We start from the raw sequence: 21,711 nt of genomic DNA on the forward strand, positions 1-21,711 counted from the left end.
GCGACGTGCCGAGCCCGAGCGCACTGCATCTGCTCGTGGGCAACACACAGCTGATTTCGCTAGTCTGAAATGTCGAGTGTTGTGTCGCAGGCAGATGCCGGTGATGCGTGAGGAGACTATTCGTGCGTTTCGTATGGGCCGTGGTGGCCTTCGTGCTTGCTGCGGTGCTGATCGGGGCGGGGATCGCCCAGCGCACCATTTTCATGGGGCCCGCGTCCCAGCAGACCCAGGTCGAGATCGACGAACCTGCGCCGTTCGTGCTCATGGACGGCGACGTCCTTCGGGCGAACCCTGGTGCGCAGACCCTGATCGTTCGGGGCGAGGGCGAGATCTTCGGCAGCTACGGTCGCACCGCTGACACGGAGGCCTGGCTCGCCGACTCCGATTACAACCACGTCACGATGGGCAAGAACGGCGATCTGGACGTCGAGCACGTCACGGCGTCCGCCGACGCTGATGCCACCGAAGCTCCGAGCGACGGTGGTGAGGGGGACGCATCCGATTCGGAGTCCGCAGGGCGCGACCCGCGCGGCTCAGACCTCTGGCTCGATTCGTTCGCCGAAGAGAATCGGCTCACCGCCGAGAACATGCAGCTCCCCGAGGGCACCAGCCTGCTGATCGCCTACGACGGCACCGCCGATGCGCCGGACGACATCGTGGTCTCCTGGCCCTTGGACAACTCGACGCCGTGGGCCGGACCTCTGATGGTCGCAGGCGGCATCGTGCTGCTGTTCGGGCTCATCCTGTACGTGCTCGCGATCCGTCACCAGCGCCGTGGACGCGGCCCCCGTCGCAAGGGGCCGGGCCCGCTTCCGGCTACGGAGCCGATCGATGTCGCCGCGCTTCCTCCGGGGGAGCGCGCCGCCATCGAAGAGTCCGGGGCTGCTGCCACAGAGCCTCCCAACGATTCTGCCGCTCCGTCAGAAGGAGACGTCGAGGAGGCAGAGATCGTGGACGAGAGCAAAGACCCCGACTCGAAGCGCTCCATGCGTGCTGTTCCGTCGCGACGCCGTCGGCGCATGCTGGTGCTTCCGGTTCTCGGACTCACCGCGATTCTCGCCGCCGGGTGCTCGTCTGACTCCTGGCCGCAGCTGGGTTCTGCCTCGCCCACGCCGTCTCCGAGCCCGACGGTGATCGCGCCCGAGAATCAGAAGCCGCCGGCTGTGACCGAGGCTCAGGCCAAGCGCATTCTCAAGACGCTCGCCGGAACCGTTAGCGAGGCTGACGCGGCACTCGATCTCGACCTTCTGTCGACTCGCTTCGAAGGCCCGGCGCTTGCTGCCAGGACCACGGAATACGCCCTTCGTACGAAGCTCCCGGATACGGTGCCTCCCAAAGCGATCCCGACCGATGAGGTCGAGGTCGTGCTCCCCGAGGCGACCGACCAGTGGCCTCGAACCGTGCTCATGCTGTCGAAGACCGGCGACGACACCGTGCCGCCGGTCGTCCTCACGATGACTCAGGCCGACCCGTGGTCGAACTACAAGGTCTCCAACATCGCCGAGATGTCCGCTGATGCCGTCTTCCCCGAGGTCGCGGCCTCCTGGCTCGGGACGTCTCTCGTTCCATCCGACTCCGCGTTCCTCACGATTCCGCCGGCCGACCTCGCTGCGACGTTCGCCGATGTCGTTGACCAAGGGGAGCAGAGCGCGTCTTACGCGATGTTCGATGATCTGGCTCTGAAGTACGCGAAGACGATCACCGACAGCCGTCAGCTCGTGGTCCAGGGGCTCGCGGACAAGGGCGCCGCCGACACCTCGAAGGCTGCGTTCGATATGGCGCCGACGACTGATGCCCCCATCTCGATGACGACTCTCGACAGTGGTGCGATCGTGGCGGTCACGCTCACCGACACCGAGACCGTGACGCCGACCGGAGAAGATGTGTCCATCCGGTTCGGTGACAACGCCCAGGCCAAGGCACTCACCGATGCGACTGAGTCCGCGAAGGGCGTCGAGACGACCTACGAGTTCCAACTGTTCTTCTCGGTCCCAGCCAAGGGATCGACGGAGCAGATCAGACTCCTGGCAGCTGCCCAGGATCTCTTGTCCGTGAAGGTGATCAAATGAGTGAGATCTCTCCGGCCGCATTGCGCGGCGCGGTAGACCTGTCGAGCCTCCGCAACCGCCCGGCGACACCGGACGAGGGCGCGCCGGCTCCGAGCGTCGTCGATGTCGTGGTCGACGCGACCGATGAGACGTTCGGGCAGATCCTCGAGCTCTCGCGCACCGTCCCGGTCGTCATCGACCTGTGGGCGGAGTGGTGCGGGCCGTGCAAACAGCTGAGCCCGATCATCGAGAAGGTGACCCGCGAGCTCGGCGGACGTGTGCTGCTCGCGAAGGTCGACGTCGACGCCAATCCGCAACTGGCCCAGAGCTTCCGCGCGCAGTCCATCCCGATGGTCGTGGCGCTTATCGCTGGGCAGCCCGTTCCGATGTTCACCGGTGTCGTCCCGGAGCAGCAGGTGCGCGATGTCTTCGCTCAGCTTCTCCAGGTGGCCTCGCAGAACGGCGTCACCGGATCGCTCTCGGTCGCGCAGGAGGGGGAAGCGCCCGAGCCGCCCGCCGAGCCCGAACTCCCCCCTCTGCATGCCGAAGCATTCGCAGCCATCGAGGTCGGCGATTATGTCGCCGCCATCTCGGCCTACGAGAAAGCCCTGGCAGAGAACCCGCGCGATGAGGAAGCTCGTGCGGGCTTGGGCCAGGTGCGTCTCCTCGACCGTGTTCAGGGACTTGATCTGCAGACAGCCAGAGCGGCTGCCGCAGCAGATCCCCTCGACGTCCAGGCGCAGTTCGACGTGGCAGATCTCGACCTTGCCGGCGGACACGTCGACGACGCGTTCGGGCGACTGCTCGACCTGTTCGGACAGCTGCCCTCCGACCAGCGCACGCCCGTCAGAGAGCGTCTGGTCGAGCTGTTCGGTCTCATCGGTGCGGACGACCCGCGGGTAGTCTCAGCGCGGAACCGTCTGTCGTCTCTGCTGTTCTAGACCTTACAAGCCGTTCTAGACCTCGCAAGCTGTTCTGGCGCGCGCAAGCGCTTCTGGAGCGACCTGACGAATCGTCGGATCACCCGTGGTTGACGGTGGGCACGTGTGGGTCGGGCTGATGGCGCAGCCAGAGCGTCGAGAGCGCAGGCAGAGTCACGGTCGCGATCGCGGACCCACTCTCCGCAGGACGCGCGAACACCATGCCGAGGTTTCCGGACCCTCGTCCGCCATAGTCTGAGGCATCGGTGTTGAGCACCTCTTCCCAGACACCTTCCCGTGGCAGCGCGAGCTGGTGCCCGGTGCGCTCCACGCCGGCGAAGTTGCTGATGACGACCAGCCGTCCACCGTGCGCGTCGCGTCGCTCGAATGCGATCACCGTCGGATCCCAGCTCGGCGCACCGAGCCGACTGAACGATGAGCCATCGTTGTCGCGCTCCCAGAGTGGTGCTTGGGCGCGGTAGGTGCGGTTCATCACCCCTACGAAATCCTGCAGCTGCGCGTGCGATGGCTGATCGAGGAGCCACCAGTCCAGCTCGCGGCCTTCTGACCATTCGGCGAGCTGACCGAATTCCTGGCCCATGAACAGGAGCTTCTTGCCGGGGTGGCCCCACATGTAGGCGAGGTACGCGCGCACATTGGCGAGCTTGTGCCAGTGATCACCGGGCATCTTCGTGAGCAGACTGCCTTTGCCGTGCACGACTTCGTCGTGGCTGATCGGCAGCAGGTAGTTCTCACCGAAGGCATAGACGAAGGAGAAGGTCATCTCGCCCTCGTGGTGACCTCGGTACATCGGGTCGCGCGAGATGTACTGGAGCGAGTCGTTCATCCAGCCCATGTTCCACTTGAAGCCGAAGCCGAGACCGGCGTGATCGGTCGGTGCGGTGACTCCGGGGAAACTCGTCGACTCCTCGGCGATCATCATGATTCCCGGGTGGAGTCGGTAAGCGGTGGCGTTGACCTCTTGCAGGAAGCGGATCGCTTCGAGGTTCTCGCGACCACCATGGATGTTCGGCTCCCATTCGCCGGGTTCGCGCGAGTAGTCGAGATAGAGCATCGAGGCGACGGCGTCGACGCGGAGCCCGTCGACATGGAACTCCTTGAGCCAGTACAGGGCGTTGGCGACCAGGAACCCGCGAACCTCGGGACGCCCGTAGTCGAAGATGAGCGTTCCCCAATCCTGGTGCTCCCCGCGGCGAGGATCCGGGTGCTCGTAGAGAGGCTGGCCGTCGAAGCGCGCGAGCGCGAAGGCATCCTTGGGGAAGTGGCCGGGGACCCAGTCCATGATCACCCCGATACCGGCCTGATGCAGTCGGTCGATCAGGTACCGCAGGTCGTCGGGGCTGCCGAATCGACTCGTGGGTGCGTAGTAGCCGCTGACCTGGTAGCCCCACGATCCGCCGAACGGATGCTCGGCCAAAGGCATGAACTCGACGTGGGTGAACCCCGCGTCGGTCACGTGCTGGATCAGCGGATCCGCGATCTCGCGATAGCCGAGCCCCTCGCGCCAGGAGCCGACGTGGATCTCGTAGATCGACAGCGGCTGGGCGACCGCATGCGTGGCAGCCCGTCTGGTCATCCACGCGCCGTCCGACCAGGAGTGCGCGGAGGTTGCCACGATCGACGCCGTGTCGGGTGGTACTTCTGCGGCGAGGGCCATCGGGTCGGCCTTGAGGATCCATGCGCCGTCTCGTGTGCGGATCTGATACTTGTAGCGGGTTCCGATCGGGAGGCCGGGGATGAAGAGCTCCCAGACGCCGCTGACGCCCATCGAGCGCATGGCGTGGGCCTCGCCGCTCCAGTCGTTGTGGTCACCGACCACACGGACGGCTGTGGCGTTCGGCGCCCACACGGCGAACGAGACGCCGATCTCCCCATCGAACGTGCGCAGATGCGCCCCCAACGCGTCCCAGAGGCGTTCGTGACGTCCCTCCGCGATCAGATGCAGATCGAGATCGCCGAGGGTCGGCGGGTGGCGGTAGGGATCGCCGGACACCGTCTCGTCGTCGTCCGCGTATCGCGTCGCGATGCGGTAGGGGACTGGGGGACCGCTGTGCTGACCTTCCCAGATGCCGTGCGCCACATGGGTGAGCTCCAGCCTGGTCCCGTCGCCGAAGACAGCCGCGACGGCCGCGGCCAGCGGACGTCGGACTCTGATCACGGTGACGGTGCGATCTGCGGCGTCTTTGCGTGCGTGCGCTCCGAGCACGGAGTGCGGATCGTGATGCGTGGCTGAGGAGATCGCCTCCCACTCGGTGGATGCGGCGACGTCTTCTGTGTAGCTCATGATCGCTCCCTCACCTTCAGGATGTGTACCGGCTCGGCGAAGGCGTCGAGCCGCACGTAGTTGTGGTCGCTCCAAGTCCATACCTCACCGGTGAGGAGATCTTCGACTTCGAACGGCTCCCCGAGAGGCACGCCCCACACGGTGGTGTCGAGGTGCACCGTCGTCTCGCGAACCGAGTGCGGGTCGACGTTGGCCACCACGATGATCGTGTCCGCCTGTCCCGTGGCTGTGAAGGGCGAGGCCAGATGTTTGCTGTAGACGAGTACCGCGTCGTCGTCGCTCCAGTGCGCCCGGAAGTTACGGAGCTGCTGCAGTGCGGGGTGTGCGGCGCGGATCTCGTTGAGCCGCCGCAGCAGGGGAGCAAGGGACTCTCCACGGGCCTCTGCACCCGCCCAGTCCCGGAACTTGTACTCGTACTTCTCGTTGTCGATGTTCTCCTCGGAGCCGGGACGAGCGACGTTCTCGAACAGCTCGTATCCGGCGTACACGCCGTAGACGGGACCGGCCGTCGCCGCGATGCACGCGCGGATGCGATAAGCGGCTCTACCCCCGAACTGCAGATACTCGGTGAGGATGTCGTGTGTGTTCACGAAGAGGTTGGGCCGCATGTAGTCGGAGGTCTCGTGAGACACCGAGGTGAGGAACTCCTCGAGCTCGGCCTTGGTGTTTCGCCACGTGAAGTAGCTGTAGCTCTGTTGGAAGCCCACGGCGGCGAGCGCGCGCATGACTGCCGGTCGGGTGAACGCCTCGGCGAGGAAGATCACATCGGGGTCGACCGCGTTCACCTCGGCGATGAGCCACTCCCAGAACTGCAGCGGTTTGGTGTGCGGGTTGTCGACGCGGAAGATCTTCACCCCCTGCGCCACCCAGTGCAGCACGACCCGCAGCATCTCGGCGTAGATGCCGGCGGGATCGTTGTCGAAGTTCAGGGGATAGATGTCCTGGTACTTCTTCGGCGGGTTCTCGGCGTAGGCGATCGTGCCGTCAGGGAGAGTCGTGAACCATTCCGGATGCGCACTCACCCAGGGGTGGTCGGGGGAGGCCTGGAGAGCGAGATCGAGCGCGATCTCGAGCCCCTCCTTCCGTGCGGCGCGCACGAAGGCACGGAAGTCCTGCGCAGTGCCCAGCTCGGGGTGGATCGAGTCGTGTCCGCCCTCTGCCGCGCCGATCGCGTAAGGAGATCCCGGGTCGCCGACCTCGGTGGTCAGGGTGTTGTTGCGCCCTTTGCGGTTCGTGGCGCCGATCGGATGGATCGGCACCAGGTACACCACATCGAATCCCATGGCGGCGACCTCGGGCAGGCGCTTCGTCGCCGTGCGGAAAGTGCCGCTCTTCACCGTGCCGTCTTTCAGGCGTCTGGCACCTTCGGAGCGGGGAAAGAACTCGTACCAAGCGCCGACACCTGCTGCGACGCGGTCGACGTTCAACGTCTGTGCCGGAGCGACGGAGCGGATGGTGCTCACAGGGCGCTCCCGGAAGATCTGCGCCAGTGCGGGATCCGTCGACACTGCGATGGTCGTCGCCGCATCGCCGTGGCGCAGCGAGGCGGCATCGGCGAGCAGCCGTTTCCGTTGCGCCGCAGGACGATCCTTCTCCGCGGCGGCTCGTGTGAGCAGATCGGCACCGAGCGCCGCCATGACCGGCACATCGACGCCGGCGGCCACCTTGAGTTCTGCGGCGTGTGCCCAGGTCGCGAAGTCGTCGGAGAACGCCTCGAAACGGAAGAGCCACGCGCCCTGCTCGTCGAGCGCGACATCGGTCGACCAGGTGTCGGTGCCGTCATTGCGAGGAGACAGTCGATGCAGACTCTCGTCTCCCGACGGCGACGTGAGTCGCGCGTGTACCCCGATGGCGTCATGCCCCTCGCGGAACGCGACCACGCTGAACGGAACGACCTCGCCTACGAATGCCTTCGGCGGGAACCCGCCGGGAACAGTGGGTAAGGGGTGGAGCAGAGGGATGCGGGTCGTCAGCAGCGAACCGGGCGCATCTGCGTCGCCGAGCGCGCGCGCCGGGATCTGAGCGGGGCTCCGAAGAGCCGAGGACCGAGTACCAGCACGTGCAGCCACACCCCGAATGTACCGCGCTGACGAGGTAGCGGGTAGCGCGCCGCGGGGTGCGTCGGAGGCAGCCCTCATTCGATGCGGAACAACCTCATCGAGGTCCCGGAGACCGGTAGCACGTCACCGGGAGCGAAGACCTCGTGTTCGTCGGAGGGACGCTCCTGGGCGCTCGACCACAGGGACACGAAACGGGTAGCGTCCTCGATCTCGTCGGGAAGACGAACATCGATCGGCGACTCGGTGCCATGCACGATCAGCAGGATGCGGTTGTAAGCCTCGATGTCGGGCGTGGATGCCGCCACATACTGCAGAGTGCGCTTGCCAGGGTCCGTCCACTGCGACGGCTCCATGGTCTCGCCGTTCTGGTCGTACCAGTCCATGACGGAGGCGTTGGGGATGTGCTCGCCGAGTCGTGCGTAGCGGCTGGGGCGGAGCGCCGGATTCTCCTGGCGCAGGCGGATCAGACGGGAGACGTGCGCACGCAGGTCTTCCTGCCAGGGCTCGAACTCCCACCCGAGCCAGGTCAGCGCGGAGTCCTGCGCGTATGCGTTGTTGTTGCCGCGCTGGGTGCGACCGACCTCGTCGCCGGCTGTGAGCATCGGGATCCCTGCGGAGAGCAGCAGCGTCCCGAGCAGATTACGCATGGCCTTTCGGCGCGCGGCGAGAATGGTGGGGTCGTCGGTCGGCCCCTCGATCCCGTGGTTGAACGCACGGTTCATGTCCGCGCCGTCGCGGTTCTGCTCGCCGTTCGCCTCGTTGTGCTTGACGTCGTAGGAGACCAGGTCGTGCAGGGTGAAGCCGTCGTGCGCGGTGACGAAGTTCACGCTGGCGAGCGGGCCTCGGTCTTCGCTGAACGTGTTCGAGGAGCCGGCGAGACGTGTGGCGAACCCGCCGATGCCGACCGGTGCGGACGCCCGGCGTGCGTAGTCGATGTCGCTCAACCAGAAGTTGCGCACGCGGTCGCGGTAGCGGTCGTTCCACTCGTGCCAGCCGGCAGGGAAGTTCCCCGTCTGCCAGCCGCCGAGTCCGACGTCCCACGGCTCGGCGATGAGTTTGGTGTCGGCGAGGATCGGGTCGTTCGCGATGGCGGCCAGGAGCGGATGCTCCGGCGTGTAGGTGTGTGTGCTGTCACGGGCGATCGCGGTGGCGAGATCGAAACGGAAGCCGTCGATCTGCATCTCCTGTGCCCAGTAGCGCAGCGAGTCGAGGACGAGTCGCGCCCCGGCATCCGTGGCGGTGTTCAGAGTGTTGCCGCATCCGGTGGTGTCGACGTAGACACCGGATTCGTCCTGCCGGTAGTAGCTCGCATTGTCGATGCCCCGCAGGCTCGAACGCGGACCGCCGATCCCTTCCTCCGACGTGTGGTTGTAGACGACGTCGAGGATGACCTCAAGCCCGGCCTCGTGCAGGAGGCGAACCATCCCTTTGAACTCTGCGAGGACCGCTTCCGGTCCTTCCTTGCGTGCTTCCTCGGTCGCGTAGGCGGTGTGCGGGGTGAAGAAGTTCAGCGTGTTGTAGCCCCAGTAGTTGGTGAGACCTCGCTCGAGCAGACGAGGCTCGGGCACGAATGCGTGCACGGGGAGGAGCTCGATCGACGTGATCCCGAGCGAGTGGAAGTACTCGATCATCGCGGGGTGGGCGAGCCCGGCGTAGGTACCGTGCAGGGCGGGAGGGACGTCGGGGTGGCGCTTGGTGAGGCCTTTGAGGTGGCCTTCGTAGATGACGGTGCGATCGAGTGGCACCCTGGGCTTCTGGGAGTCGCCCCAGTCGAAGCCGTCGACGATGACCACTGAACGCCATTCCTCGTAGCCGTCGCCCTGCGCGAGACCGCGGGCATAGGGGTCCAACAGCATGGATTCCGGGTTGAAGGTGTTTCCAGGGCCGTGCGGGCCACCGACGCGGACGGCGTAGCGGATGCCGGGCTGCAGCAGTTCTGTGGTGATCTCCCAGATGCCGCCGGGGAGACGCTCCAGGGGCATCTCGTCGGTGGCCCAGTCGAGGTCTGTGGCATCGAAGACCACCAGCTCGACAGATGACGCGTTCTGCGACCAGACGCGCAGCGTTCCGACGCCGTCGTGCAGACGGACGCCGAGGTTGTCGAGGGCGGAGCCGCCGGGCACGGCGAGGTCACGGGACGCGGGCATGAGTACACCCTAGGCGCGTTGTGTTGCAGTCTCATGTCAACGCGTACCCGGTTCCATGCCGGAAGAACCCGCTGCCGCCGATTCGCGAGAGAATCGAAGCATGCGGCACTATCTCGATCACGCGGCGACCACGCCCCTGCGCCCGGAGGCGCGAGTGGCCTGGTTGGAGGCGTCGGAGACGGTCGGCAACGCGTCATCGACCCATGGCGCCGGACAGGACGCACGCAAGCTTCTCGAGGAGTCTCGTGAGCGTGTCGCCGCGGTGCTCGGGGCCGACCCGATCGAGATCGTCTTCACCTCGGGCGGGACAGAGTCCATCAACCTCGCGCTGCAGGGTCTGTGGCACGCTCGCCCCGATGCGACGTCGGCGATCGTGATGCCGGATGCCGAGCACCACGCCACCCTGGACACCGTGGCTGCGCTCGTGAACGAGGGGGCGGAGCAGCGGCGAGTGCCGGTGAGTTCTCAGGCCCGGATCTCGCCTGAGCTGTTCACAGCGCAGCTCCCCGGCGCTGCGCTGGCGACGGCCCTCGTCGCGAACAATGAGGCGGGGACCATCAACGACGCGCGGGCGTTGGCCGCTGCCGCCGCTTCTGCCGGTGTCGCCTTTCATCTCGACGCCGTCGCTGCGCTCGGACACGTGCCGTTGTCATTCCGTTCGTTGCGTGGTGACGCCGAGAGCGGTGTCGGTCTCGTGGCGATGAGTCTGGCCGGACACAAGATCGGCGCACCGGTCGGCGTCGGCGTTCTCGTCACAGCACGCACGGCACGTCTCACCGCGTTACTGCGCGGCGGCGCGCAGCAACGCGGCCTCCGCGCCGGCACTCAGGACATCGCGGGTGCGGCGGCGTTCGCGACCGCGGTCGAGCTCGCCGAGGTGGAGCGCGAACAGGAGGCGACACGTTTGCGTGCGTTGCGCGATCGCCTCGTCACCGGTGTCCGTTCCGCAGTGCCGTCAGCCGTGCTCTTGGGCGATCCGACCAACCGGCTTCCGGGGAATGCTCATCTGCTGTTCCCTGGAGCAGTGGGGGAGAGCCTGCTGTTCCTTCTCGACATGGCCGGGGTCGCCGCATCTACCGGATCAGCATGTCAGGCGGGCGTCGCCGAGCCCTCGCACGTCGTGATCGCGATGGGGCGGAGCGAGCGCGACGCACGCAGCGTACTCCGCTTCTCGCTCGGCAGGACGTCGACGGATGCCGACGTCGACGCGGTGCTCGCTGCGATCGCGGATGCCTACGCGCGAGCGTCCGGCGCCGGCACAGGCGCGCGCTCGTAGACTGGTCTCATGCGGATCCTTGCGGCGATGAGCGGTGGTGTCGATTCCGCCGTCGCGGCTGCCAGGGCCGTGGAGGCGGGACACGACGTGGTCGGAGTGCATCTGGCGCTCTCCCGAGCCGGGGGAACCCTGCGTACCGGCAGTCGCGGCTGCTGCACGATCGAAGACGCACTCGATGCCCGCCGTGCGTCTGACATGCTGGGCATCCCGTTCTATGTCTGGGACTTCTCGGAGCGCTTCCGCGACGATGTCATCGAAGACTTCATCTCCGAGTACCAGGCGGGGCGCACCCCGAACCCCTGTATGCGCTGCAACGAGAAGATCAAGTTCGCGGCTCTGCTGGAGAGGGCGATCGAGCTCGGATTCGACGCCGTGTGCACGGGGCACTACGCCACTCTCGTCGAAGGTGCCGACGGCCTCGAACTGCATCGCGCGTCCGACAACGCCAAAGATCAGTCGTACGTCCTGGGCGTGCTCACCGCCGAGCAGCTCGCACACACGTACTTCCCGCTCGGCACGACGCCGTCGAAAGCCATCGTCCGCGCTGAGGCTGAAGCACGCGGCCTGAGCGTCGCACAGAAGCCGGACAGCCACGACATCTGCTTCATCCCGGACGGTGACACGCGAGGGTGGCTCGCAGAGAAGGTCGGCACGGCCACGGGAGAGATCGTCGACCGCAGCGGTGACGTCGTCGGCTCGCACGAGGGAGCCCACGCTTTCACGGTCGGGCAGCGGCGTGGCCTCAAGCTCGGGGTGCCCGCGTCGGACGGCAAGCCCCGATTCGTGCTCGAGGTGCGCCCGGTAACGAACACCGTGGTCGTCGGGCCGAAGGAGGCGCTCGCGATCGCCGAGATCGCGGGTGCGCGGTTCAGCTGGGCGGGGGCTGCACCGAGGGACTCGTCGTTCGAGTGTCACGTGCAGATCCGTGCGCACTCCGAACCGGTCGCCGCGCACGCCGTCGTCTCGGACGACGGAATCCGCGTCACACCAGAGGTTCCGCTCGACGGGGTCGCACCAGGACAGACCGCCGTGCTCTACCTCGGAACGCGAGTCCTCGGCCAGCTCACGATCGACACCACGGTGTCTGCGGTTCCCGTCGGCGCGTAGGCACTTCCGGTGTCGGTGCCCGCTCGTAGACTGGCGGGGTGCCGGAGAACATCTCGCTGGAAGACGCCCGAACCGAAGCCGACGAGCTGACCACTCGCATTCTCGAGGCGAAAGAGGCCTACTACGGTCGCGACTCCTCAGTCGTCGACGATTTCACCTATGACGGCTGGATGCACCGGCTCGAAGAAATCGAGCGGCTGCACCCCGAGCTGCAGGGGCAGGACTCGCCGACGCAGATGGTCGGAGCCGCCGAGGTGACCGGGCTCGCGACCATCGAGCACGCAGAGCGCATGCTCAGCCTCGACAACGTCTTCTCGCTCGACGAGCTGCGCGAGTGGGCCGCGAAGACGAAAGCGGCAGCCGGACGCGACGTCGCCTGGCTCACCGAGTTGAAGATCGACGGACTCGCGATCAACCTCCGCTACGAGAACGGCATCCTGACGTCAGCAGCGACCAGGGGCGATGGCCGTGTGGGCGAGATCGTCACCGAGAACGCGCTGCGCCTCCCCGAGATCCCGTATCGGCTGAGCGGTGAGGGGCACCCCGAGATCGTCGAGGTGCGCGGTGAGGTCTTCATTCCGGTGGCAGCGTTCGAGCGGCTCAACGCAGCCCAGGCGGCGTTCCGCGACCGTGCCTACGCCGATGCCCTCTCTCGCTGGGAGTCGCGTGGAGGGGCGAAGAAGCCCTTCGACGAGGAGAAGGCGCAGACCGCAGCTGCCCGACGTTTCCCGTCGTTCGCGAACCCTCGCAACGCGGCGAGTGGGGGACTCCGTCAGCAGATCGACAAGAAGAACGGGCTCGAGCTCGAAGCCGGACTTCTGCGGATCGAGTCGCTCGCCCTCTACGTGCACGGCATCGGAGCGTGGACCAACCCTCCCGTCGCGGCGCAGAGCGAGGTGTACGACCTGCTCTCGGAGTGGGGCCTGCCCACGAGTCCACACACGAAGGTGTGCAGCACGGTCGACGAAGTCGTGGAGTTCGTGGAGTACTTCGGCGAGCACCGCCACGACATCGAGCACGAGCTCGACGGCATCGTCGTCAAGGTCGACGAGCTCGAGCTCCACGACGAGCTCGGTGCGACGAGCCGTGCTCCGCGCTGGGCGATCGCCTACAAGTACCCGCCGGAAGAGGTTCAGACCAAGCTTCTCGACATCGTCGTGTCGGTCGGCCGCACCGGTCGCGCGACACCGTTCGCGGTCATGGCACCCGCACACGTCGCAGGTTCCGTCGTCCGCCAGGCGACCCTGCACAACAAGGACGTGGTGAAGGCCAAGGGCGTGCTGATCGGAGACACCGTCGTGCTGCGCAAGGCCGGCGATGTGATCCCCGAGGTCCTCGGTCCGGTCGTCGAGAAGCGTGACGGCAGCGAGCGAGAGTTCGTGATGCCGGTCGGGTGCCCGGAATGCGGCACACCGCTGCGTGCGATGAAAGAGGGCGACATCGACCTGCGGTGCCCGAACGCCCGATCTTGCCCGGCACAGGTCCGCGGACGCGTCGAGCACATCGGTTCCAGGGGCGCGCTCGACGTCGAGGCGCTGGGTGAGGTCACGGCGGCGGCCCTGACACAGCCGACTTCGCCGGCTGTACCCCCTTTGGAGACCGAAGCCGGTCTGTTCGCTCTCACACTCGAGCAGCTCGTGCCCATCGAGCTGTTCGTCCGTGACGCCGAGACGGGGCTTCCCAAGGAGGATGAGGACGGGATCGTCAAGACGCGCGCTCCTTTCCGGCGCAATGCCACCGCTACCGAGAAGAAGTCCGGGCTCGACGGTCCTCAGCCGTCGTCGCAGGCGCTCACCCTGCTGGCCGAACTCGAGAAGGCGAAGACGAAAGACCTCTGGCGCCTGCTCGTATCGCTGAACATCCGGCATGTCGGACCCGTCGCCGCACGGGCACTGGCGCAGTGGTTCGGCTCCCTCGAAGCGATCCGAACGGCGTCCCGCGACGAACTCGCCGCTGTCGAAGGCGTCGGCGGCATCATCGCCGATTCGCTGCTCGCCTGGTTCGAGGTGGACTGGCATCAGGAGATCGTGCGCCAGTGGGCGGATGCGGGGGTGCAGTGGTCGACTCCCGGTCACCCGGGGCCCGGAGCAGCGGTGGCTGCAGGCGGCGTGCTCGAAGGACTCACGGTCGTCGCGACAGGTTCCCTCGACGGGTACACCCGAGATGGCGCGCAGGAGGCCATCATCAACGCGGGCGGCAAGGCGGCGTCGAGCGTCTCGAAGAAGACCGATTTCGTCGCCGCCGGCCCCGGAGCAGGCTCCAAACTCGCCAAGGCCGAAGAACTCGGCGTGCGCGTGCTCGATGCCGCGCAGTTCCACATTCTCGTGACCGAGGGCCCGGGCGCACTGCCGCCGACGCCGGAAGGCTCGTGAGGCGCTACGGGCCGCTGATCGTCGTCGCGGAGGCATTGGCCGTCGGAGATCCCGGTCGGAACCATCTGCGTCTGACGCGCGAAGCGGTGATCATCCGTGAAGGGATCGAGAACCGTGGCATCGTCGCTTGGACCGACGTGGAAGCGATTGCGCTCGATGTGCCGACGACGAAGTTCCGTCTCCCCGGTCTCGTCAGCACCCTCCTTCTCGGTGCGCTGACGGCCGCGATGCTGAGTGACCCCGGCGTCGATCCCGACGATGGTTCGGTGACGCTCACCATCGGTGGGGAACTCCGCACAGTGCCCCTTAGCCGTCACCATGTCGGAGGGTACTGGGCGCCGACGCTCGTAGGCGCCCATCGCCTGATCGCCCATCTGATCGCCCACCCCGAACAGCGCGCACTACTCGCGCATCCGGAGCCTCTGATCGACGTGGCAGCGCAACTCGCGCGCGGAACGAGATAGCCCGATCCGCGCGCGAGTCGTCGTCAGCTCTTGTGGCGCGGCTTGCGGAACGGCTTCTCTTCACGGCTGTCGCGTGCGGGACGCTCATCGCTGTCCCTGCGCTCGTATCGCTCGCCGTCACGCGGGGCGGTGCGTCGGGCACCAGGGCCGCGATCGGGCTTGATCTCGATGAGGCGCCCCGAGATACGGGTGTCGCGGAGCTTGTCGAGCACTGCGGGATTCAGGTTGGAAGGCAGCTCGACGGTCGAGAAGTCGGGGCGGATGTTGATCGCTCCGAAGTCGTCACGGCCCAGACCGCCCTCGTTCGCGAGAGCGCCGACGATCTGACGCGGCTCGACCTTGTGACGCCGACCGACCTCGATACGGTACGCGGTGTAGTCACCACGCCCTCGGCGCTCGGTACGCGGCTCGCGTGCCTCACGTCCCCCCGCGCTGCGCTCACGAGGAGGACGGTTGTCAGCCTCGACGGCCTTGGTCAGGGGATCGTTGGCCGGGTCGAGGAGCAGCGGCTTGTCGCCCTGTGCGACGACGGCGAGGGCGGCTGCCACGTCGCCCTCCGGCACGTCATGATGGCGGACGTAGTGCGCGACGATGTCGCGGAACGCCTCGATACGGCCGGTCTCCGACAGGGCGGTGGTGATCGCGTCGTCGAATCGGTTCAGACGCGTCGTGTTGACGTCTTCGGTGCTGGGTAGCTGCATCTGGGCAGGCTGCTGTCGCGTCGCCTTCTCGATGTGCTTGAGCAGGTAGCGCTCGCGCGGGGTGATGAAGCTGATCGCGTCGCCGGTGCGCCCCGCACGACCGGTGCGGCCGATGCGGTGCACATAGGACTCGGTGTCGGTCGGGATGTCGAAGTTGATGACGTGGCTGATGCGCTCGACGTCGAGACCGCGGGCGGCTACATCGGTCGCGACGAGGATGTCGAGCTTGCCGTCCTTGAGCTGGTTGACGCTGCGCTCACGCTGAACCTGCGGCACGTCGCCGTTGATGGCGGATGCGGAGTATCCACGAGCACGCAGTTTCTCAGCGAGCGTCTCGGTCTCGTTCTTGGTGCGGACGAAGACGATCATCCCGTCGAAGTTCTCGACCTCGAGGATGCGGGTGAGCGCGTCGACCTTCTGCGCGTACGAGACGACGAGATAGCGCTGGGTGATGTTCGCCCCCGTTGCCGTCTTCGACTTGATGCTGATCTCTTCCGGGTCGCGCAGGTACTTCTGCGCGAGGCGGCGGATCTGCGGCGGCATCGTCGCGGAGAACAGGGCGACCTGCTTCTCCTCCGGCGTCTGCGCGAGGATCTGCTCCACGTCTTCCGCGAAGCCCATCTTCAGCATCTCGTCTGCCTCATCCAGCACGAGGTACTGCAGCTGCGAGAGGTCGAGGGTGCCCTTGGCGAGGTGGTCCATGATGCGACCGGGTGTTCCGACGATCACGTGCACGCCGCGGCGCAGCGCGGACAGCTGCACGCCATAGCCCTGACCGCCGTAGACGGGCAGGACGTGAACGCCCTTCATCTTGGAGGCGTAGGACTCGAATGCCTCGCACACCTGGAGCGCGAGCTCCCGGGTGGGTGCGAGCACGAGGGCCTGCGGGGTCTTCTGCGAGACGTCGAGGCGCTCGAGCACAGGGAGCGCGAATGCGGCGGTCTTGCCGGTACCGGTCTGCGCCTGCCCGACCACATCGCGGCCGGACAGAAGTGTGGGGATGGTGGCCGCCTGGATGGGCGACGGGGTCTCGTAGCCGAGGTCCTTGATGGCTTTGAGGACGGCCCCGGTGATGCCGAGCTCCTCGAATCCGGGGGTCGCGGGAGAGTCCTCGGGGGCGTCGGTCAGCACTGCATCTTCAGGGGTCACTTCCCAAGGGTAGCGCGCGGCGACGCTCGGCGCCTGTGAGGGCGGCCTACGCCCCGGTATTGAGAGCCAGCAGCTTCTCCTTCACCTGGCGTCGGAGCACCTTGCCGATCAACGACGTGGGGAGTTCATCGACCACGAAAACCCGACGGGGAACCTTGTAGGGAGTCAGGATGCTGCGGGCGAACTCACGGATGGCTTCGACGTCGACATCGGTTCCGGCATCGACCACGATCGCAGCGACGACCTCTTCGCCGGAGTGTTCACTCGGTAGTCCCACAACGGCGGCATCGACGACCTGCGGATGCTGCCGCAGAGCGTTCTCGACCTCGGTGGGTGCGACGTTGAATCCGCCAGTGATGATGAGTTCCTTGATGCGATCCACGATGCGCACGAAACCGGCGTCGTCGATCGTGACGATATCGCCGGTGCGGTACCAGCCGTCGACGAAGACGGCCTCGGTCTCTTCGGGCTTGCCGTAGTAGCCCGCGAAGACCTGCGGACCGCGGACCACGAGTTCGCCGGCGGAACCTGCCGGCACGTCTTGGCTCGGGTTCTCAGGATCGACTACGCGGCACTCGGTCCCCGGCAGGGGGAGACCCACGGTGCCGGGCACGCGGTTGTCAGCGACGGGGTTCGCCATCAGGACGGGTGAGCACTCGCTCAGCCCGTAGCCCTCGACGAGGTACCCGTTGGTGGCCTTCTCGAAAGGCACGACGAGTTCGTGCGGGAGAGCCATGGCGCCGGAGATCGCGACTTCGATGCCGTCGAGCGACACGCCCTTCGCCTTCGCTGCGGCGAGCAGACGATCGGCGATCGGCGGGACGAGCGGGAGGAAGGTGGCGGGGTGCTTCTTCACGACATCGAGCACGAGGTCGGGATCGAACTTGGGGAACAGCACGAGCCGCGCGCCCATCGACATCGCGAAGGTGAGACAGAGGGTGAGCCCATAGGCGTGGAACATCGGCAGCACCGCATACACGACACAACCCTTGCCCCGCTGGATCGAAGGAACCCACGCCTGGGACTGCGCGGCGTTGGCCAGCAGATTGCGGTGCGTGAGGGCCGCGCCCTTGGGGGTTCCCGTCGTGCCGGAGGTGTACTGGATGATCGCGAGATCGTCGGTCCCCGGCTGGGGGTGCGACGCCGGAAGGGGGGCGGAGCCGAGCAGGGAATCCCATGCAACAGTCCCGCGCACCTTCTCGGTGAGGGCAGCACGGGATTCGCGTGCCTTCGCGACGGGGAGTCGCAGGGCGAGGCGCGTGACGAACGGCATCGCGCGCGTCACATCGACGGAGATGAGGTTCCTCACGGCCAGATCCGCCGGGAACTCCTGCACTGTGGAGACGACCTTGTTCCAGACGATCGCGTGCTTCGCTCCGTGGTCTTCGAACTGCTTGCGGAGCTCGCGCGGCGTGTACAGCGGATTGTGCTCGACGACGACCGCGCCGAGTCGCAGCACCGCGTAGAAGGCCACGATGTGCTGCGGGCAGTTCGGCAGCACGATCGCGACCGGATCACCGGCGCGGACACCGAGGTCCCGCAGGCCCGTAGCCGCACGGTCGATCGCTGCCTGCAGCTCGGAGTAGGTCGTCTCGCGACCGAAGAACTGAAGGGCGGGGGCATCCGGATAGTCGCGTGCTGAAGCGGCCACGATGTCGACCAGGGATCCCTCGACGGGAGGGAGGTCATCCGGGACTCCGGCTGCATAGCTGGCGATCCACGGGCGAGGGGGCTGGAACGTGCTCACCCGCCCAGCATAGGTGGAGCAGCTCTCGGGGCATGGGACTTCGGAGCGCGCCAACTAGACTGGGGGAGTGTCTGAAATCACCCCTGAACTCGTGCGCCACCTCGGTGTGCTCGCACGCATCCAGCTGAACGACGACGAGGTGTCGAGGCTCACGGGCCAGCTCGACGCCATCGTCGACAACATCGCGAAGGTGTCGGAGGTCGCGACCGACGACGTCGTAGCGACGAGTCACCCGATTCCGTTGAGCAACGTCTTCCGACCCGACGTGGTCGGCGAGACGCTCACGCACGAGCAGGTGCTTCAGAACGCCCCGGATGCCGCCGACGGCCGCTTCCGCGTCACCGCGATCCTGGGAGAAGAGCAGTGAGCGACATCATCCGGCTGGACGCGGTGGATCTCGCCGCGAAGCTCGCATCTCGTGAGGTGTCGAGCGTCGAGGCGACGCAGGCGCACCTCGACCGCATCGCCGCCGTGGACGGCGACGTCCACGCATTCCTCCACGTCAACGAGGGCGCTCTCGAGGCCGCAGCGGCCATCGACGCCCGTCGCGCTGCGGGCGAGGTCCTCGGCCCGCTCGCGGGTGTGCCGCTCGCGATCAAGGACGTGCTCGTCACGACCGACCAGCCGACGACCAGCGGTTCGCGCATCCTCGAGGGATACCGCTCGCCGTACGACGCCACTGTCGTCGCGCGCTCTCGCGCCGCCGGACTGATCCCTCTCGGCAAGACGAACATGGACGAATTCGCCATGGGGTCCTCCACCGAGCACTCGGCGTACGGTCCCACGCACAACCCCTGGGACCTCGACCGCATCCCCGGCGGCTCCGGCGGTGGCTCGGCTGCGGCCGTCGCGGCTTTCGAGGCTCCGCTGGCGCTCGGCTCCGACACCGGCGGCTCGATCCGCCAGCCCGCCCACGTCACCGGCACGGTCGGCGTCAAGCCGACGTACGGCGGCGTGAGCCGTTACGGCGCGATCGCCCTCGCCTCCAGCCTCGACCAGGTCGGTCCGGTCTCGCGGACGGTTCTCGACTCCGGGCTGCTGCACGACGCGATCGGCGGACATGATCCGAAGGACTCGACCTCGCTGCGCGATGAGTGGCCCTCGTTCGCCGAAGCAGCTCGAGAAGGCGCGCGCGGAGACGTGCTCAAGGGTCTCAGGGTCGGTGTGATCCGTGAACTGCCCGACAGCGGGTTCCAGCCCGGCGTCGCAGCATCCTTCCGCAGTGCGCTCGCACTCATGGAGGCGCAGGGTGCCGAGATCGTCGAGATCGGCGCTCCGCACTTCGAATACGGCGTCGCCGCGTATTACCTGATCCTCCCGGCGGAGGCATCGAGCAACCTCGCGAAGTTCGACTCCGTGCGCTTCGGCCTGCGGGTCACGCCTGACGGCAACCCGACGGTCGAGGACGTCATGTCCGCGACCCGTGACGCCGGCTTCGGTGACGAGGTCAAGCGCCGCATCATCCTCGGCACGTACGCGCTGTCCGCCGGCTACTACGACGCTTACTACGGCAGCGCGCAGAAGGTCCGCACACTCATCCAGCAGGACTTCGCGAACGCGTTCGCCGAGGTCGATGTCATCGCGACGCCCTCGGCGCCCACCACCGCCTTCAAGCTCGGCGAGAAGATCGACGACCCGCTGCAGATGTATCTCAACGACATCACCACGATCCCGGTCAACCTCGCTGGTGTCCCGGGAATCTCGATCCCGAGCGGTCTCGCGGACGACGATGGGCTTCCCGTGGGCATCCAGTTCATCGCCCCGGCGCGGGAGGATGCGCGTCTCTACAAGGTCGGCGCCGCGCTCGAGACGCTGCTCGTCGACTCGTGGGGTGCGCCGCTGCTCACCCGCGCACCGCAGCTCGCAGGAGGGAAGCGCTGATGGCCACCGCCAAGCTCATGGACTTCGACAAGGCGCTCGAGCTGTTCGAGCCGGTCCTCGGATTCGAGGTGCACGTCGAGCTCAACACGAACACGAAGATGTTCTCCGATGCGCCGAACCCGGCCAACGAGCTGTATCACGCGGCCGAACCGAACACGCTCATCGCACCCGTCGACCTCGGTCTTCCCGGGTCGCTGCCGGTCGTGAACGAGACCGCGATCCGCTCGTCGATCAGCCTGGGTCTCGCCCTCGGCTGCTCGATCGCGGAGTCGAGCAGGTTCGCCCGCAAGAACTACTTCTACCCGGACCTCGGCAAGAACTATCAGATCTCGCAGTTCGACGAGCCGATCGCGTACGAGGGATCGGTCGAGGTCGAACTCGAAGACGGCACGATCATCACGATCCCGATCGAGCGGGCCCATATGGAGGAAGACGCCGGCAAGCTCACCCACATGGGCGGAGCGACCGGACGCATCCAGGGTGCCGAATACTCCCTCGTGGACTACAACCGTGCGGGCGTGCCGCTGGTCGAGATCGTGACGAACATCATCTACGGCACCGAGCACCGCGCACCGGAGGTCGCCAAGGCCTATGTGCAGGCGATCCGCGACATCGTCCGCGGTCTCGGCATCTCCGAGGCCCGTCTGGAGCGTGGAAACCTGCGCTGCGACGCGAACGTCTCGCTGCGCCCGCGAGGCACGGAGAAGCTCGGCACCCGTACTGAGACGAAGAATGTGAACTCCATGCGCTCCGTCGAGCGAGCCGTGAAGTACGAGATCCAGCGCCAGGCGCAGATTCTCGCCGACGGGGGCACGATCACGCAGGAGACGCGGCACTGGCACGAGGACACCGGCACGACGTCGCCCGGTCGTCCGAAGTCGGACGCAGATGACTACCGCTACTTCCCCGAGCCCGATCTGCTGCCCGTGGAGCCCGCCGCCGAGCTGATCGAAGAACTGCGCGCGGCTCTTCCTGAGCAGCCGGTCGCGCGTCGCCGTCGCTTGATGACGGAGTGGGGCTTCACCGACCTGGAGTTCCAGGACGTCCGCAACGGCGGCCTGCTCGAGGTCGTCGAGGCGACCATCGCCGCGGGTGCAACTCCGGCCACCGCACGAAAGTGGTGGACAGGCGAGATCACTCGCACCGCGAACGTGCAGGAGAAGGACCCCATCGAGCTCATCAGCCCGGAGAACGTCGCGGCTCTTCAGCGGCTCGTCGACGCCGGAACTCTGACCGACAAGCTTGCTCGCCAGGTACTCGAAGGCGTCATCGCAGGCGAGGGCACGCCTGAAGAGGTCGTCGACGCCCGCGGCCTCGCCGTGGTGTCGGACGACGGCGCACTGATCGCTGCGATCGATGAGGCTCTCGCCGCGCAGCCGGACGTGATGGCCAAGATCAAGGACGGCAAGGTGCAGGCGGCCGGGGCCGTCATCGGTGCGGTCATGAAGGCGATGAAGGGTCAGGCCGACGCCGCTCGTGTCCGTGAGCTCATTCTCGAGCGCGCTGCCCAGTAGCGCGCCACCCCGGGTCTCGT

14 protein-coding genes are annotated in these 21,711 nt (G+C 66.8%); 9 read left to right on the forward strand and 5 right to left on the reverse strand.

What is annotated here, in order from left to right:
- Positions 1–122: 122 nt before the first annotated feature.
- Both CQ040_RS01425 and CQ040_RS01430 read left to right on the forward strand, forming a co-directional pair.
- Positions 123–2,069, forward strand: a complete 1,947-nt coding sequence (locus CQ040_RS01425; RefSeq protein ID WP_105525438.1) for a glycosyl transferase — start codon at positions 123–125, stop codon at positions 2,067–2,069.
- Entirely contained in the window at positions 2,066–2,989 is a 924-nt protein-coding gene (locus CQ040_RS01430; protein ID WP_105525437.1) for a tetratricopeptide repeat protein, read from the forward strand. The genes CQ040_RS01425 and CQ040_RS01430 overlap by 4 nt, the downstream gene beginning before the upstream one ends.
- Positions 2,990–3,068: 79 nt before the next feature.
- Here CQ040_RS01430 and glgB read toward each other — a convergent pair whose 3' ends face one another.
- From glgB to glgX, 3 genes are all read right to left on the reverse strand, one after another.
- Positions 3,069–5,273 (reverse strand): 1,4-alpha-glucan branching protein GlgB, encoded by a 2,205-nt coding sequence (gene glgB / locus CQ040_RS01435; protein ID WP_105525436.1) that lies wholly within the window; start codon positions 5,271–5,273, stop codon positions 3,069–3,071.
- Positions 5,270–7,342, reverse strand: coding sequence for an alpha-1,4-glucan--maltose-1-phosphate maltosyltransferase (locus tag CQ040_RS01440; protein WP_258131194.1), 2,073 nt, complete (start codon positions 7,340–7,342; stop codon positions 5,270–5,272). The genes glgB and CQ040_RS01440 overlap by 4 nt, the downstream gene beginning before the upstream one ends.
- Before the next feature lie 65 nt (positions 7,343–7,407).
- Positions 7,408–9,480: a glycogen debranching protein GlgX gene (gene glgX / locus CQ040_RS01445; protein WP_105525435.1), complete on the reverse strand. Its 2,073-nt coding sequence runs from the start codon at positions 9,478–9,480 to the stop codon at positions 7,408–7,410.
- Positions 9,481–9,580: 100 nt separating this feature from the next.
- Here glgX and CQ040_RS01450 point away from each other — a divergent pair, with 100 nt between their 5' ends.
- Genes CQ040_RS01450 through CQ040_RS01465 form a run of 4 tightly spaced genes read left to right on the forward strand, consistent with a single transcriptional unit; the run spans position 9,581 to position 14,699 of the window.
- Positions 9,581–10,756: a cysteine desulfurase family protein gene (locus tag CQ040_RS01450; protein WP_105525434.1), complete on the forward strand. Its 1,176-nt coding sequence runs from the start codon at positions 9,581–9,583 to the stop codon at positions 10,754–10,756.
- A gap of 9 nt (positions 10,757–10,765) precedes the next feature.
- Positions 10,766–11,863: a tRNA 2-thiouridine(34) synthase MnmA gene (mnmA, locus tag CQ040_RS01455; RefSeq protein WP_105525433.1), complete on the forward strand. Its 1,098-nt coding sequence runs from the start codon at positions 10,766–10,768 to the stop codon at positions 11,861–11,863.
- 38 nt (positions 11,864–11,901) lie between these two features.
- Positions 11,902–14,235, forward strand: coding sequence for an NAD-dependent DNA ligase LigA (gene ligA / locus CQ040_RS01460; protein ID WP_105525432.1), 2,334 nt, complete (start codon positions 11,902–11,904; stop codon positions 14,233–14,235).
- Positions 14,232–14,699, forward strand: coding sequence for a hypothetical protein (locus CQ040_RS01465; protein ID WP_105525431.1), 468 nt, complete (start codon positions 14,232–14,234; stop codon positions 14,697–14,699). Before ligA ends, CQ040_RS01465 begins: the two co-directional genes overlap by 4 nt.
- Positions 14,700–14,722: 23 nt before the next feature.
- Here the strand turns inward: CQ040_RS01465 and CQ040_RS01470 are convergent, their stop codons facing one another.
- Positions 14,723–16,549: a DEAD/DEAH box helicase gene (locus tag CQ040_RS01470; protein ID WP_374954112.1), complete on the reverse strand. Its 1,827-nt coding sequence runs from the start codon at positions 16,547–16,549 to the stop codon at positions 14,723–14,725.
- 46 nt (positions 16,550–16,595) lie between these two features.
- Complete coding sequence (locus CQ040_RS01475; RefSeq protein WP_105525429.1) at positions 16,596–18,296, reverse strand: long-chain-fatty-acid--CoA ligase; 1,701 nt, start codon at positions 18,294–18,296, stop codon at positions 16,596–16,598.
- 67 nt (positions 18,297–18,363) lie between these two features.
- On the opposite strand from CQ040_RS01475, the gene gatC reads away from it, so the two are divergent.
- Genes gatC through gatB form a run of 3 tightly spaced genes read left to right on the forward strand, consistent with a single transcriptional unit; the run spans position 18,364 to position 21,691 of the window.
- The gene (gatC, locus tag CQ040_RS01480; RefSeq protein WP_028501947.1) at positions 18,364–18,663 is read left to right on the forward strand and encodes an Asp-tRNA(Asn)/Glu-tRNA(Gln) amidotransferase subunit GatC; all 300 of its coding nucleotides are present in this window, start codon (positions 18,364–18,366) and stop codon (positions 18,661–18,663) included.
- On the forward strand, positions 18,660–20,177 hold the full coding sequence (gene gatA / locus CQ040_RS01485; RefSeq protein ID WP_105525428.1) for an Asp-tRNA(Asn)/Glu-tRNA(Gln) amidotransferase subunit GatA: 1,518 nt from the start codon (positions 18,660–18,662) through the stop codon (positions 20,175–20,177). Before gatC ends, gatA begins: the two co-directional genes overlap by 4 nt.
- A complete protein-coding gene (gene gatB, locus CQ040_RS01490; protein ID WP_105525427.1) occupies positions 20,177–21,691 on the forward strand; it encodes an Asp-tRNA(Asn)/Glu-tRNA(Gln) amidotransferase subunit GatB in 1,515 nt (504 codons plus the stop codon). The genes gatA and gatB overlap by 1 nt, the downstream gene beginning before the upstream one ends.
- Positions 21,692–21,711 lie beyond the last annotated feature (20 nt).

The sequence above is a fragment of the Microbacterium sp. MYb54 genome, assembly GCF_002979515.1.
GTDB lineage: Bacteria > Actinomycetota > Actinomycetes > Actinomycetales > Microbacteriaceae > Microbacterium.